This is a genomic window from Anoxybacillus sp. FSL W8-0104 (assembly GCF_038004465.1).
In the GTDB taxonomy this organism is placed as follows: Bacteria; Bacillota; Bacilli; order Bacillales; family Anoxybacillaceae; genus Anoxybacillus; species Anoxybacillus flavithermus_G.
Genome location: NZ_JBBOQU010000001.1, coordinates 885,719 through 899,107, shown reverse-complemented (window position 1 = coordinate 899,107; position 13,389 = coordinate 885,719). Strand labels below are relative to the sequence as shown.

Annotated in this window: 16 protein-coding genes; all 16 read right to left on the bottom strand. The window is 43.9% G+C overall.

What is annotated here, in order from left to right:
• The 16 genes from NST18_RS04920 to spoVE all read right to left on the bottom strand — a co-directional run bounded on the left by NST18_RS04920 (nucleotide 1) and on the right by spoVE (nucleotide 13,331).
• On the bottom strand, nucleotides 1-423 hold the full coding sequence (locus NST18_RS04920) for a cell division protein SepF (protein WP_004891188.1): 423 nt from the start codon (nucleotides 421-423) through the stop codon (nucleotides 1-3).
• Nucleotides 424-1,107 carry a YggS family pyridoxal phosphate-dependent enzyme gene (locus tag NST18_RS04915; RefSeq protein WP_004891190.1) on the bottom strand — a complete coding sequence of 228 codons (684 nt, stop codon included), beginning with the start codon at nucleotides 1,105-1,107 and terminating at the stop codon, nucleotides 424-426.
• A 4-nt stretch (nucleotides 1,108-1,111) separates the two neighbouring features.
• Nucleotides 1,112-1,915 (bottom strand): peptidoglycan editing factor PgeF, encoded by an 804-nt coding sequence (gene pgeF / locus NST18_RS04910; protein WP_035018748.1) that lies wholly within the window; start codon nucleotides 1,913-1,915, stop codon nucleotides 1,112-1,114.
• Nucleotides 1,916-1,984: 69 nt separating this feature from the next.
• The gene (locus NST18_RS04905; protein ID WP_004891192.1) at nucleotides 1,985-2,227 is read right to left on the bottom strand and encodes a YlmC/YmxH family sporulation protein; all 243 of its coding nucleotides are present in this window, start codon (nucleotides 2,225-2,227) and stop codon (nucleotides 1,985-1,987) included.
• Between the two features lie 104 nt (nucleotides 2,228-2,331).
• The gene (gene sigG, locus NST18_RS04900; protein WP_004891193.1) at nucleotides 2,332-3,111 is read right to left on the bottom strand and encodes an RNA polymerase sporulation sigma factor SigG; all 780 of its coding nucleotides are present in this window, start codon (nucleotides 3,109-3,111) and stop codon (nucleotides 2,332-2,334) included.
• 65 nt (nucleotides 3,112-3,176) lie between these two features.
• The gene (sigE, locus tag NST18_RS04895; protein ID WP_004891195.1) at nucleotides 3,177-3,896 is read right to left on the bottom strand and encodes an RNA polymerase sporulation sigma factor SigE; all 720 of its coding nucleotides are present in this window, start codon (nucleotides 3,894-3,896) and stop codon (nucleotides 3,177-3,179) included.
• Between the two features lie 49 nt (nucleotides 3,897-3,945).
• Nucleotides 3,946-4,839, bottom strand: a complete 894-nt coding sequence (spoIIGA, locus tag NST18_RS04890; protein WP_004891197.1) for a sigma-E processing peptidase SpoIIGA — start codon at nucleotides 4,837-4,839, stop codon at nucleotides 3,946-3,948.
• 137 nt (nucleotides 4,840-4,976) lie between these two features.
• The gene (ftsZ, locus tag NST18_RS04885; protein ID WP_004891199.1) at nucleotides 4,977-6,095 is read right to left on the bottom strand and encodes a cell division protein FtsZ; all 1,119 of its coding nucleotides are present in this window, start codon (nucleotides 6,093-6,095) and stop codon (nucleotides 4,977-4,979) included.
• A gap of 26 nt (nucleotides 6,096-6,121) precedes the next feature.
• Nucleotides 6,122-7,402 carry a cell division protein FtsA gene (gene ftsA / locus NST18_RS04880; RefSeq protein WP_340721261.1) on the bottom strand — a complete coding sequence of 427 codons (1,281 nt, stop codon included), beginning with the start codon at nucleotides 7,400-7,402 and terminating at the stop codon, nucleotides 6,122-6,124.
• Nucleotides 7,403-7,482: 80 nt separating this feature from the next.
• Nucleotides 7,483-7,842 carry a small basic family protein gene (locus NST18_RS04875; RefSeq protein ID WP_004891201.1) on the bottom strand — a complete coding sequence of 120 codons (360 nt, stop codon included), beginning with the start codon at nucleotides 7,840-7,842 and terminating at the stop codon, nucleotides 7,483-7,485.
• Nucleotides 7,843-7,847: 5 nt separating this feature from the next.
• Nucleotides 7,848-8,564 (bottom strand): DUF881 domain-containing protein, encoded by a 717-nt coding sequence (locus NST18_RS04870; protein WP_004891202.1) that lies wholly within the window; start codon nucleotides 8,562-8,564, stop codon nucleotides 7,848-7,850.
• A gap of 10 nt (nucleotides 8,565-8,574) precedes the next feature.
• A complete protein-coding gene (locus tag NST18_RS04865) occupies nucleotides 8,575-9,267 on the bottom strand; it encodes a DUF881 domain-containing protein (protein ID WP_004891204.1) in 693 nt (230 codons plus the stop codon).
• Nucleotides 9,251-10,039, bottom strand: a complete 789-nt coding sequence (locus NST18_RS04860; protein ID WP_004891205.1) for a cell division protein FtsQ/DivIB — start codon at nucleotides 10,037-10,039, stop codon at nucleotides 9,251-9,253. Before NST18_RS04860 ends, NST18_RS04865 begins: the two co-directional genes overlap by 17 nt.
• A 131-nt stretch (nucleotides 10,040-10,170) precedes the next feature.
• Nucleotides 10,171-11,079 carry a UDP-N-acetylmuramate dehydrogenase gene (gene murB / locus NST18_RS04855; protein WP_004891208.1) on the bottom strand — a complete coding sequence of 303 codons (909 nt, stop codon included), beginning with the start codon at nucleotides 11,077-11,079 and terminating at the stop codon, nucleotides 10,171-10,173.
• A gap of 40 nt (nucleotides 11,080-11,119) precedes the next feature.
• Nucleotides 11,120-12,211: an undecaprenyldiphospho-muramoylpentapeptide beta-N-acetylglucosaminyltransferase gene (gene murG / locus NST18_RS04850; protein WP_004891210.1), complete on the bottom strand. Its 1,092-nt coding sequence runs from the start codon at nucleotides 12,209-12,211 to the stop codon at nucleotides 11,120-11,122.
• A 55-nt stretch (nucleotides 12,212-12,266) separates the two neighbouring features.
• Entirely contained in the window at nucleotides 12,267-13,331 is a 1,065-nt protein-coding gene (gene spoVE / locus NST18_RS04845; protein ID WP_049754165.1) for a stage V sporulation protein E, read from the bottom strand.
• Nucleotides 13,332-13,389: the final 58 nt, after the last annotated feature.

Genomic DNA, 13,389 nt, shown 5'->3' with positions numbered 1-13,389 from the left:
TTACCACCTCTTTATCGTTGAGTCATCGTCCGATACGACCGAAATTGAACCGCTCACATCGACGTTATCTGGCGTGCATAAAAAAATGGTCGAGCCGACTTGTTGAATGTCTCCGCCTATTGCATACACCGTTCCGCTTAAAAAGTCGACGATGCGCCGCGCTTGATCGCGGTCAACACGATGGACGTTGACGACGACAGCACGCCGGTTTTTTAAATGGTCGGCAATTTCTTGTACTTCCGCATATGCGCGCGGCTCAAATAAAACGAGCTTGGACGATTTTTGTACACTTTGTAAACTCACAACATTTTGTTTTTGTTCGGCTTTCGGTTGTTGAACGACTTCTTCTTCCTCGTATTCATCTTCTTCCCATTTTTCCTCATCTAAATCGAAAAAATCACGAATTTTTTTCACAAATCCCATTTACTCCACCTCCTCTTCACCAACAAGGCATGTACCAAGTCGAAGAAACGTTGCTCCTTCTTCGACTGCAATTACATAATCGTTTGACATCCCCATGGACAATTGTGTACAAGGGGCGTGCGGCAATTGTTTTTCTTGTACTTGTTCTTTTAACTCGCGCAACGTCCGAAAACAGCGACGAATCGTCGCCTCATCATCCGTATATGGCGCCATTGTCATTAATCCGACAACTTCGATACGCGAAAAAGCGGATAATGTTTCAATAAACGGCAATACGTCTTCTGGTGCTAATCCGTGTTTAGACGTCTCTCCTGATACGTTAACTTGCACAAAACATTTGATCGTTCGATTCGCTCGTTTGTTAATTTCTTCCGCTAATGAAAGACGGTCGAGCGAATGAACGTAGTCAACGTAATCGATGATTTGTTTCACTTTTCTTGATTGCAACGTGCCGATAAAATGCCACGTTGCTTCGTTTCCAATCGCTTCGTATTTGCGTAAAAAGCCATCGGCACGACTTTCGCCTAAATGAACGATCCCCGCTTCGATCGCTTCTTTTGCGCGCGCGATGCTTACATATTTCGTCACCGCAACGATTTGAACGTCTGATGCGCTTCGTCCTGTTTTTTCACACGCTTCGGCAATTTGTTGTTGAATCGTTTGTAAGCGTTGTTTCACAGACATATGATCACCTCCAGCCAATAAGCGCCATCATTCTTCCTGTTTTTCCACCATCGCGACGGTGGGAGAAAAATAATGACCGCTCACAGCTTGTGCAATACGATGAAACAGCGATACGTTCGCTCGGAACACCTGCTTGCTGCAAAAGCTGTTTATTCATTTCTTTTAAATCAAGCGCATACTGTCCCTTACTTGTTTCATTATAAAGAGATTGTGGCGAGTTGACTAGCGCCTTTTGAACGAATTCAATGACGCGATCATCGACGACGTAACAACAACGGCCGATCGACGGACCGATCACAACATGAATATGTTGGGGAGCGACGCCTTCTTCTTCCCACCGTTTCACCATTTCACCCGCGATGTTATGCACCGTCCCTTTCCAGCCGGCATGTGCAAGTCCAATTAGCTTTTTACTTGGCGAAAAAAAGTAAAGCGGAACGCAATCCGCAAAACAAAGCGCCAACATGAGATCTTGTTCGCTTGTATACAGACCGTCTGTATGAGGCACAGCGGTATCGTACGCGCGTACCCCTTTTCCTGCATGATTGTTCGTCACTTTTTCGATGTGTACGCCATGCACTTGATCGGCACATACCCAGCGATCAAGCGAAACGTTTAACTGCTCGGCTACTTTTTTTCGATTTTCATATACGACATCGCAATCGTCTGCGACATGCATGCCGAGGTTTAACGTGGCAAACGCCCCTGTGCTCACTCCGCCTCGTTTTGTCGTAAACGCAACGCTCACATTTTCCCATCCATCAAACAAAAGCAATGACTCGCTCGCTTGTCGAAATATTTCATTCATCGTTCGACATCCTTCGTACAATTTTATCACTTTTTTTCCTATTTTATCACAGCTTGCCGAAAACGTGAATTATTCATTGCCATCTAATCGAACGAGAATGACGTCGGCACCAACTTTCACAATATCGCGCCACGGAATGATCATTTCATCCGCCCGTCCAAATAAACCGAGCACTTTTCCCGTACCGATAATGATGATAGCTTCAATTTGACCGGTCGTTAAATTAATATCGATATCTCCAATATTTCCAAGCCGTTTGCCGTTTGCGACATTGACGACGTCTTTTTGTTGGAGTTCAGAAATTTTCACCATGTTCCCCCGCTCCTTTTCTTCTTTCTATCTCCTATATGTATGCGTAAATCGAAGGTTGTAGTCATGTTGAAAGCATAGAAAAACCCCCAGCTGTGTGGGGGATGTTACCATTGAATATTTTTATTCATTTGTTTAATGGCCGCTTTTTCTAAACGAGATACTTGCGCTTGCGAAATGCCGATTTCTTCGGCCACTTCCATTTGTGTCTTCCCTTGAAAAAATCGTTTGCGAATAATCATTTTTTCGCGCTCATTTAGCCGACGTAGCCCTTCTTTCAGCGCGATTTCCTCAATCCAATTTATATCGCGGTTTTTCTCGTCGCTCAGCTGGTCCATCACATAAATCGGGTCGCCGCCATCGCTGTAAATCGGTTCAAATAAGGAAACAGGATCTTGAATCGCATCCAATGCAAACACAATTTCTTCGTGTGGGACGTCTAAAATTTTTGCAATTTCTTCTGCTGTCGGTTCTTTCGCTGTTTCGCCCATCATTTTTTCGCGCACTTGTAGCGCTTTGTATGCAATATCGCGCAGCGAGCGGGACACGCGAATCGGGTTATTGTCACGTAAATATCGGCGAATTTCACCAATAATCATCGGCACAGCGTACGTGGAAAACTTAACATTTTGGCTTAAGTCAAAGTTATCAATTGATTTCATAAGTCCGATGCAGCCGACTTGAAACAAGTCGTCGACATATTCACCACGATTGTTAAATCGCTGAATGACGCTTAATACGAGCCGTAAATTCCCGTTGATTAATTTTTCGCGTGCCGATATGTCACCGGCTTGCATTTGTCGGAATAGTTCACGCATTTCTTCGTCTTTCAGTACGGGAAGTTTCGATGTATCAACGCCGCAAATTTCAACTTTGTTTCTTGCCATGTCTTTCCCTCCTTGCAGGAGATGCTGTCAGCTTTCAGTATCTCCTTTGAAGGGAAAAATATGCATTACATCATTTTGTTAAATTCTTTTCGCAATCGTTTAATAATTCGCTTTTCTAAACGGGAAATGTACGATTGAGAAATACCTAACAAGTCCGCGACATCTTTTTGTGTTTTTTCTTCTCCACCACTTAGCCCGAAGCGAAGTTCCATAATTTGTTTCTCGCGTTCACTTAATTGATCGAGCGCACGAAATAATAAGTTTCGGTCAATATTTGCTTCTAAATCTTTCGTAATGACGTCATCTTCTGTGCCTAATACGTCCGACAACAGCAGTTCGTTGCCGTCCCAGTCGATGTTTAACGGTTCATCAAACGATACTTCTGAACGTACTTTATTGTTGCGTCGTAAATACATTAAAATTTCATTTTCAATGCAGCGCGATGCATATGTAGCGAGTTTAATTTTCTTCTCCGGGTTAAACGTATTGACTGCTTTAATTAATCCGATCGTACCAATGCTAATTAAATCTTCAATGTTAATGCCGGTATTTTCAAATTTTCGGGCGATGTAGACGACGAGGCGAAGATTTCGCTCAATAAGGAGCGAACGCGCTGTTTCATCCCCAGAAGGAAGTTTTTTTAATAACATTTCTTCTTCCTCTTTTGTGAGCGGCGGTGGCAATGCCTCGCTTCCACCAATGTAATAAATTTCGTCCGCTTTAAGCCCTAATTTTTTTAATAGTTTGTACCATAAATAAGTGAGACGTAATTTGAATAACTTCATAAAAAAACCTCCTTCTATTTCAGCACGAACGGCCGTATGATAATAATAATTACGAAGCTTGCGACATAACCATATGCGGATGAACGATGCAGTTATACTCTCCGTCTGCTGATAATGATGACGGATAAAAGCCAACAAGCACTTTTTTGACAGATATCCATTGTTTTCCGTCCAACCATTGTACGTCGTCTGGTTTCATCGCCACTAACAGCTGTTGCTCGACGCCAACGGCACGGTACGGGACGAAACGTATCCGGCTCACCCATTCGTTCGGGATGTCATCTGTGTACGTACGTTTTTGAATCATTTGTAAAACAGCTTGAGGGAAAATATGTGCGAACGGTTGCAATTCGACGATCATAACCGGTGTGTTTGTGAATGGGTCGCGCAACTGGTTTCCGCTGTCGATTAATCCTTTTAAACATACCGTTTGTCCAAAACATGTGACACGCACATCGATGACGTGTTCAAACCGCAATTTTTTTTCGCGAATCGTTCCCATTTGCACTTTTGATAACATCCATAAAATTGGAAACATGATGACGATAAACAACCAGCTGATCGAAGTTGAATGAGTGAGCCAACCCGATGAATAAGGCGTGATTTCACTTTGCAACAAAAAGTGAAAGGCCACCATCCCTCCCCCCATCATAAACGTGGCAAAATAAAAAGCGAGCACGTTTTCCACAAAAAAGCGAAAGCGATGAAAACCAAAACAAATCCACACGATGAAAAAAGAGATGACAAGTTTCGTTACGAAATGAGATGTCATATAAGCAAAAGGAGTGAAAACAAGCAAGACGAGCAACGAACCGAATAATGCTGCAAGCATAAGCCGCCATAAACGAACGCGGCGCTTTAACATAATTGCCGCAAGCCATAGCAACATCGCATCAAAACAAAAATTTAATAACCATACGAGATCGGCATAAATCAGCGGCATCCCCTCCTTACAACATCTTGAAACTAGTATATAGCACTTCCAATAGAAAAGTGTGTCAAACGATGACGTCATTTCTTCAGAGATTTTGTCATATGATGATGGAAATAAAAAAACGCCCACACGTAGTGAGCGTTTTTTTAACGGCGACGGTTGCGATTGCGTAAAAAGGCAGGGATGTCGAGTGGATCCTCGACTTGTTGTCCGCGTGTTGGCGAGTAGTCGACTGGCTCTTCTTTTTTCTCGCGCTTGACGCCAACTGTCGGTTTGACAACCGCTTGTCGCGTCGCTTTCGCTTGATTCACTTCTTCGTTAAATCCTGTCGCGATAACCGTAACGACAATTTCGTCTTTTAAGTTTTCGTTAATAACCGAACCGAAAATCATATTGACGTCTTGATCAGCAGCAGATGCGACGATATCAGCTGCTTCTTGCACTTCGTACAAGCTTAAGTTCGTACCGCCTGTAATGTTCATTAATACGCCTTGGGCACCGTCGATCGATGTTTCTAATAGCGGGCTCGAGATCGCCTTTTTCGCCGCTTCTGCCGCGCGATTTTCGCCCGTCGCTACGCCAATTCCCATCAAGGCTGAACCTTTATTTGACATAATCGTTTTCACATCGGCAAAATCTAAGTTAATTAATCCCGGTACGGCAATTAAGTCAGAGATGCCTTGTACCCCTTGACGAAGCACGTTGTCTGCTTCGCGGAACGCTTCTAACATCGGCGTATTTTTATCAACAATTTCTAATAGACGATCGTTCGGAATGACGATGAGCGTATCAACGGCTTCTTTCATCGCTGCTATACCACTTGCCGCTTGCATCGCGCGCTTTCTTCCTTCGAATGTGAACGGCCGCGTGACGACGCCGACAGTAAGCGCACCTAAATCGCGTGCGATTTGAGCAATAACTGGCGCCGCTCCTGTTCCTGTTCCTCCGCCCATGCCGGCTGTGACGAATACCATATCGGCTCCTTTGAGCGCTTCTTCAATTTGTTCTTTACTTTCTTCTGCTGCTTTTTTTCCTACTTCTGGATTTGCCCCTGCACCTAATCCACGTGTCAATTTCGCGCCAATTTGTAGCTTAATTGAAGCCTTTGATAAGTTTAACGCTTGAGCATCTGTATTGACCGCAATAAATTCAACACCTTGTACTCCGTGTTCAATCATGCGATTGACAGCGTTATTTCCGCCGCCACCGACACCAATTACTTTAATTGTCGCTAACTGATCAACAGTCGTGTCAAACTCCAACATGATAATCCTCCTAGCCATTCAAATTGTCATTCAAAAAAGTATCCGAAAAATTTCTTGACTTTATGTCCTAAATGTTCTTCTTTTTGTTTTGGTTTTGCTGGCGCTTTATGCACCTTTTTCTCCGGTTGGAAATCGTCTGTCGCGCTCGAAGAAAGAACAGGAACGTTTCTTCCTTGCAACTTCGCGTTTTTATAGGCGAATTGAATTAAACCGACACCGTTTGTATATTGTGGATCACGAACACCAATATAATCCGGCATCGCCACGCGAACAGTATGTTCAAAAATCGCTTCGGCAAGTTCTAATACGCCCGGCATATTGACTGTCCCACCTGTTAACACGTATCCGCCAGGCAAATCGCGAAATCCACGTCTACGAATTTCAGCTTGCGCCATTTGCAAAATTTCTTCGACACGCGCTTCGATTATATCCGCAATTTCCAATTGACTAAACTGTTGCTGTTGGTCGGTGCCAATGATCGGAACGCTAAATACTTCTTCATCCGAAGCGAGGTCGTAAAAAGCATGTCCATGCTTAAGTTTAATGCGTTCTGCATCTTCTGTCGACGTACGCATGCCGATCGATAAATCTTTTGTAATATGTTCACCACCGATCGGAAGTACGGTCGTTGCTTGTAAAAAGCCTTGTTCAAACACAGCGACCGTCGTTGAACCACCACCGATATCAATAAGTGCCACACCTAAATTTTTTTCATCTTTCGATAACGCAATCGAGGCGGCAGCCAGCGGTTGAAGACACACATCAAGCACATCTAACCCCGCTCGTTCGACACAGCGAAGCACGTTATGTAAAGCGGTTTTCGATGCAGTAATCATCGTTCCTTCCATTTCCAATCGGACACCTAACATACCGCGCGGGTCGTTAATGCCATCAAGGCCGTCAACGATAAACTGTTTCGGAATGACGTCAATAATTTCGCGCTCTGGTGGAATGGAGACGACTTGTGCCGCTTCAATGACGCGTGTGACGTCTTCAGTTGTAATTTCTTTATTTTCGCTTGATACAGCGACAATCCCGTTGCACGGTTGAAGTTGAATGTGGTTGCCGTTTACTCCGACAATGGCGCTTTTAATCGTTACACCGACCATCCGTTCCGCTTGTTCAACCGCTCGTTTAATGGATTGTACCGTTTCATCTATATCAATAATAGAGCCTTTTTTTAGCCCTTGCGACTTCACATTGCCGACACCGATAATGTTTAACTGATCGTTAATCATTTCGCCAATGATAACTTTTACACTAGACGTACCGATGTCAAGACTAACATAAAAATCGTTGCTGTTCATTCTGGTGGCACCTCCTTTACAAAATGAACGTTACTATGTATATCAACACTATATTCCACATTCGAACAGCATTCCCTTTTTTATAAACGATTTTTTTGGCGGCTTTCTAACCATTTCGTTAGCAAAATTCGGCGGATGACAGCGATGTTTTGAAACAGGCGCACACCGAACGCAAATACAGCTGCTAAATACAAGTCTACACCAAGATGCACACCGAGAAAAGCTAAACTTGTTGCTAAAATAATATTAAAAAAAAATCCGGATACAAACACGTGCTCATCGTAAATATTTTGCAAATGTGCGCGAATACCACCTATGAGCGTATCAAACGCTGCGAGCACCGCGATCGATAAGTAGTTGGCATATTCGCTCGAAATGCGCCAATCCGTCAACAAGCCGAGCAATATGCCAATGACGAGGCCGAGCAGGGGAAGCCACATCATGTTCACCTCCTAGCATCTTCAACTGCTTCCATTTGTTTGACGTGCACTGCTCCATCGTACGGAGGAATGACGACACGCTGTTGCGGTTCTGAAATCGTAAGAAGCAAATTTTCAATGGCAAAGTCATCAGCAATCGTTGAAGCTTTTAGCCGGTTGTACATTTTTTCGGCGTCCGCCGCAATGACTTTAATTTCAAATGGGAAAGAGCGAAGCGGATACGAATCGACTTTCGTCACACCGTTAATGTCGCGAATGACCGTCGTGTTGACGATGCGTTGGTCGGCAATCGATACGTATTGAGCGCCATACATGTTTAATTCATTAAGGAGTCGGCGAAGCAACTCTGCCGACACCGTATCGCTAATCGGGCCGACGTACGATTCATCATACATTTGTTCGACATAAAGCACGACACCTTCCCCGACAACTTCCGTTAACCCAGCTTCTTTTTTTAGTTCTTCTACCGTTTGGCGAAGAATCGCTCCTTTGCTTTCTGAACGTTGCTGTTCGTATTTTTCTAACGTTTCTTCATATTTTCGTATTTCGTTTAATAGTTGTTTATGTAGCTCTTGTTCTTTTTTTAAATCTTGTCTAATTTCCCATATGTCACGTGTATCGCGCACGTCTGGCTCGTTGTTCGTTCGGAATTGGACAGCTAACATAAAGCCAATAATGAGCGACACAAGCGTGAAATGCCATATCGTTTTTTTCGTCAACATCGGTCCTCCTCTATTTTTGCATCAACGGTTCCATTGTAATTTCCAATTTTTCCGTAATGTCAACAATAATATGGTCGCTCGTCAGCTGGTCTTTCACCCCACCAGCAATCGTTAACGCCGAAATAAGTACGTTTGGATCGCCGATCGCTTGAATAACGAACGGGGCTGGATGTTGTATCCCGTCGATTTCAATGACCGGACCATTGCACAAAATATACGATCGGTGCGATAATCGCTGTCCGTTAATCGATATTGCAGACGCCCCTGCAATCAGTAGTTCATTGACGACTTGAAACACATGTTGTTCATGGACGATGTAGTTTGTGGCGTTCGCTTCTGAAGGAATGTATGAAGCATCAGATAGCGTCACTTCGACCCCTTTTCCTTTCACTTTCACTTTGCCAAGATACATGCGCAACCGTTCTGCATCTTCAGCGAGGTTAAAATAAATTTGTTCTTCGCTTGCTAATTGTTTTTCCATTTCGCGTACGCGTTGTTGTTTTTTAAACAATTCAGCTTGCAACTTTTTGTTTTGCTCTTGTTGTTCAATGAGCTGTTGACGATATTCATATTCTTTATTCCATTGACGTTCAAGCTGGCGATTGGTCGTCTCTTTTTTCGTTATCTGATAAGAAAAGGCCAACATAAAGCCTAAAACTAAACAAACGAACGACAAAATGACGTGGCTACCGTTCATTTTCATCGTCTTTGTCATCCCCTTCATCCGCTTTGTACGGTTTGAAATATGCGCTCATCTCTAAATGAAGAACGCCTTTTACCCCCGGTTGTAACTGACTAACGATCGAAGGATAATGCACAATTTTTTTCGCAAAACGATCGATTGTAGCACTCACTTCGATGCCGTCATTCATATAGACAGTAATATGCCTTTCGTCCGATGCGTTTGGGGTATAATGAATTTCTGAGATAAGGTTTAAAATCGAATTTGGCGTATTCGCCAATTGGGCAGCCATGTCTTGAATAGCCTCTCCTTCTTTCCATCCGACTAAAATCGGAGCATCGCTCGGAATCACTTGTTTCGCATACGTCAACACTTTTCCGTTATCTAAAATCGGCAAAAAGGAATGCTTGTCCAAAATGTAAGCGATGCGCGTTCGCTCGACGATCACGATGTCGATACGATTCGGAATTCGTTTTTTTACGCTGACGTCTTTCACTTCTGGATGTTGTTTCACTCGCTGTTCGACCTCGTCTTTTTTCACTTTCCAAAAGCTCGTTTGTTTCGTTATACCGCTTAGTTGGATGATCTGTTGCGAAGCGATATGATGATTTCCTTCGACGTGGATGACTGCGACGTTGCTAAGTGGCGACTGGGCATAAACAACGCCTAATAAAAGCATAAAAAATAAAGCGATATATGCAACAAGTAAGCGATTAGCACGCTGTCGTCGCTGCTCCTTTAATTTTGGTACACGTTCTTCAAGAACAACAACTTTTCCTTTTTCTTTTCCCATTCACTCCACCCCGGTCGATGGACCAAATCAAAATAACAAGAAAACTAACGGCGCATGTCAGCCACCGTTAGTTCATCATCTCCATTTCTATTATAGCATAATATAGCAAAAATTAGGATGGGGAAATTGCATTACTTCCGCCCAACAATTTCAACTTCTGTTTGCAACGACACGCCATATAAGTCGTGAATCGTCTTTTTCACATAATCGATGAGTTCGAGCACGTCGTTTGCCGTTGCTCCGCCTGCGTTGACAATAAAGTTCGCATGTTGTTCAGATATTTTCGCCCCGCCGATCGTATATCCTTTTAGCCCTGCTTGTTCAATTAACTGACCGGCGTATTGCGGAAGCGGATTGCGGAAAATGCTTCCCGCACACGGATAGTTCCACGGTTGCGTCTCGCGGCGGTAATCTTTATTTTTTTGCATCGCTGCGACAATTTCATCACGGTTTCCTTTTTTCATTTCAAGCGTTGCTGCAACACAAATGCCTTTTCGTTTTTTCTGCAATACCGATGTGCGATACGAAAACTCCATCTCTTCATTCGTTAACCATTCAATCGTTCCGTCTTCAAATAAAATTTGTGCTTTTTTTACGATGCGCGACATATCCGATCCGTGAGCACCAGCGTTCATATACACCGCTCCGCCAACTGTGCCCGGAATGCCTCCTGCAAACTCCAACCCAGACAATCCTTGCTTACTAATGACCGTCGCTAGTTTAATGAGCGAATATCCCCCGCCGACTGTCACTTCAGTATCATGAATGTATAAATCATCTAATCCTTCGCCAAGTTTAATGACGACCCCTTCAATGCCTCCGTCTCGCACAAGTAAGTTGGAGCCGCGACCGATCGCACGCCAAGGCACATTATATTTTCGTACGATTTCTATCGTCTTTTTTAAACCATCTATATGTTTCGGTTCCACAAACAAATCAGCAGGCCCACCGATTTTAATCGTTGTATGACTAGCCATGCGTTCGTTTTCTTTTACTGTTCCCACGTTAGCTTGCAGGAGCTCTTCACGTAGTTTTTCCAATGGTCTACCTCCTCTACCTCTTTCCTATATCGTATGCAACTTATGAAATCATCTCCACCATGACGCGATATAAACGCTCTGCCGCGTCACGAATGCCTAATTGAAACGCTGCTTCTTTCATATTTTTCAACGTTTGTTCGTCTAACAATATGCGGTCGATATCATCAAGCAAGCGCCCGCCTGTCAATTCGCTTTCTAAACGAACGATCGCTGCTCCCTTTTTTTCAAGCGCCCGCGCATTTTTTTCTTGGTGATTATTTGTCACATACGGGCTCGGAATTAAAATGCTTGGAATGCCGAGCGCTGTAATTTCTGCGAGTGTCGTTGCGCCTGCACGAGCGACGATGACATCGACCCCTGCCAATACTTCCGGCATGTTGTGAATAAACGGACGGATGATGACGTTTGAAGGATTGCCGACATCGTTTACCGCCTTTATTACTTTATCATAATGAACGTCACCTGTAACATATAAACATTGATACGGCTTTTGTTCAACTTCATGCAGCACTTGCAAAAACGCCTCATTGATCGGACGTGCACCGCGACTACCACCGACAATGAGCACCGTTTTTTTCTTCTCATCTAATCCGAGCGACCGTCTCGCTTCTCGTCCGTCTTTTCCTACGACTTCTGAAGCGCGCGGGTTTCCTGTTAACACCACTTTTTCTTGTGGGAAATATTGTTTTGTTTCTTCAAAACAAATGGCCACTTTATCGGCATAACGGCTTAAAAAAGTATTCGTCAGCCCCGGAATGCTGTTTTGTTCATGAATGATCGTTGGAATACCTAGTTTAGCTGCCGCATATACGACAGGTCCGCACACGTATCCCCCTGTGCCGAGCACAACGTCCGGTTTGTATTGTTTCAACAGTTTTTTGCATGCGCGCACACTTTTTATAAAACGTACGATCGTTTTGACGTTTTCAAATGAAAGACTACGTTTCAATCCGCTAATGTCGATCGCATGAAACGGGATGTTTTCTCTTGGAACGATCGTGCTTTCTAACCCTTTTTTTGTCCCGATATATAATACATCGACGTTCGGATGTTGTTTTTTCACTTCATGAATAAACGAAAGCGCAGGATAAATATGACCTCCTGTTCCGCCACCACTTACTACAATTTTCATCGTTTTTCCCCCTCATCAAAAGTAACAGAAGAAGCTGACTTCCGGGAAGTCAGCCTTAATATCGCGCATAACGGCTAATGTTTAACAAAACACCAATCGCCATAAGCATGAGCGTCAATGACGAGCCGCCATAACTTAAAAACGGCAACGTGATCCCCGTTACCGGCATAAGTCCGGTCACGACCCCGATATTGATCATCACTTGGATGGCCACCATCGCAATGATACCGACAGCTAAAAAACTGCCGTATAAATCTGGTGCTCCTAAAGCGATACGAATGCCACGCCAAAGCAGTAAACTGAACAGAAGCAAAACGAGCGAGCCGCCAATAAAGCCAAGCTCTTCTGCTAAAATGGCAAAAATAAAGTCCGTTTGTGGCTCAGGCAAGTAAAAAAACTTTTGGCGGCTTTGTCCGAGCCCGAGCCCAAATAGCCCGCCCGGCCCGATCGCATAAAGCGATTGAATGATTTGAAAACCGCTTCCTAACGGATCTTCCCACGGGTTTAAAAATGACGTAATGCGCTTGATGCGATACGGAGCGGATAACACAAGCCCAGCAAAACCAGCCAAACCAAGCAAGCCAAGAAGAACAAAGTGGCTCATACGCGCACCAGCGACAAAAATCATGACGACGCACGTGCCGACCATGACCGTTCCCGTCCCTAAATCGGGCTGCAACATAATCATTCCGAACGCAATAAATACGAGCGTTAAAGACGGAAGTAAACCTTGTTTAAATGACGCGATTTTTTTTTGGTTTTCAGATAAATATTTCGCTAAAAACGCGATCATCGCCATTTTCATAAACTCAGATGGCTGAATGGAAAACGCACCAACACCAATCCAGCTACGTGAGCCGTTGCGCACCATGCCGATGCCCGGAATTAAGACGAGAATGAGAAGGATAAAACAAACGATAAGCAACACTTTCGCCCACGTCCGCCACGTCCAATAGTCGATGTTCATGAAAAAAAACATCGCGACGATGCCAACCCCTGCGAACAATAGTTGGCGTTTCGCAAAGAAAAACGAATCATGAAACTTGTAATCCGCCCATATGGCGCTAGCGCTATACACCATAACAAGCCCGATTGCCAACAACGAAAACGTGATGATCATTAACAAAAAATCAGGTGCAGACTTTTTTCCATGCAATGCAGAACACCTCAATTTACTT

Bases quoted from the DNA above. Each gene is read 5' to 3' on its own strand.
- NST18_RS04920 (WP_004891188.1), bottom strand. From the start codon at position 423: ATGGGATTTGTGAAAAAAATTCGTGATTTTTTCGATTTAGATGAGGAA.
- NST18_RS04915 (WP_004891190.1), bottom strand. From the start codon at position 1,107: ATGTCTGTGAAACAACGCTTACAAACGATTCAACAACAAATTGCCGAA.
- pgeF (WP_035018748.1), bottom strand. From the start codon at position 1,915: ATGAATGAAATATTTCGACAAGCGAGCGAGTCATTGCTTTTGTTTGAT.
- NST18_RS04905 (WP_004891192.1), bottom strand. From the start codon at position 2,227: ATGGTGAAAATTTCTGAACTCCAACAAAAAGACGTCGTCAATGTCGCA.
- sigG (WP_004891193.1), bottom strand. From the start codon at position 3,111: ATGGCAAGAAACAAAGTTGAAATTTGCGGCGTTGATACATCGAAACTT.
- sigE (WP_004891195.1), bottom strand. From the start codon at position 3,896: ATGAAGTTATTCAAATTACGTCTCACTTATTTATGGTACAAACTATTA.
- spoIIGA (WP_004891197.1), bottom strand. From the start codon at position 4,839: ATGCCGCTGATTTATGCCGATCTCGTATGGTTATTAAATTTTTGTTTT.
- ftsZ (WP_004891199.1), bottom strand. From the start codon at position 6,095: ATGTTGGAGTTTGACACGACTGTTGATCAGTTAGCGACAATTAAAGTA.
- ftsA (WP_340721261.1), bottom strand. From the start codon at position 7,402: ATGAACAGCAACGATTTTTATGTTAGTCTTGACATCGGTACGTCTAGT.
- NST18_RS04875 (WP_004891201.1), bottom strand. From the start codon at position 7,842: ATGTGGCTTCCCCTGCTCGGCCTCGTCATTGGCATATTGCTCGGCTTG.
- NST18_RS04870 (WP_004891202.1), bottom strand. From the start codon at position 8,564: ATGTTGACGAAAAAAACGATATGGCATTTCACGCTTGTGTCGCTCATT.
- NST18_RS04865 (WP_004891204.1), bottom strand. From the start codon at position 9,267: ATGAAAATGAACGGTAGCCACGTCATTTTGTCGTTCGTTTGTTTAGTT.
- NST18_RS04860 (WP_004891205.1), bottom strand. From the start codon at position 10,039: ATGGGAAAAGAAAAAGGAAAAGTTGTTGTTCTTGAAGAACGTGTACCA.
- murG (WP_004891210.1), bottom strand. From the start codon at position 12,211: ATGAAAATTGTAGTAAGTGGTGGCGGAACAGGAGGTCATATTTATCCT.
- spoVE (WP_049754165.1), bottom strand. From the start codon at position 13,331: ATGATCATCACGTTTTCGTTGTTGGCAATCGGGCTTGTTATGGTGTAT.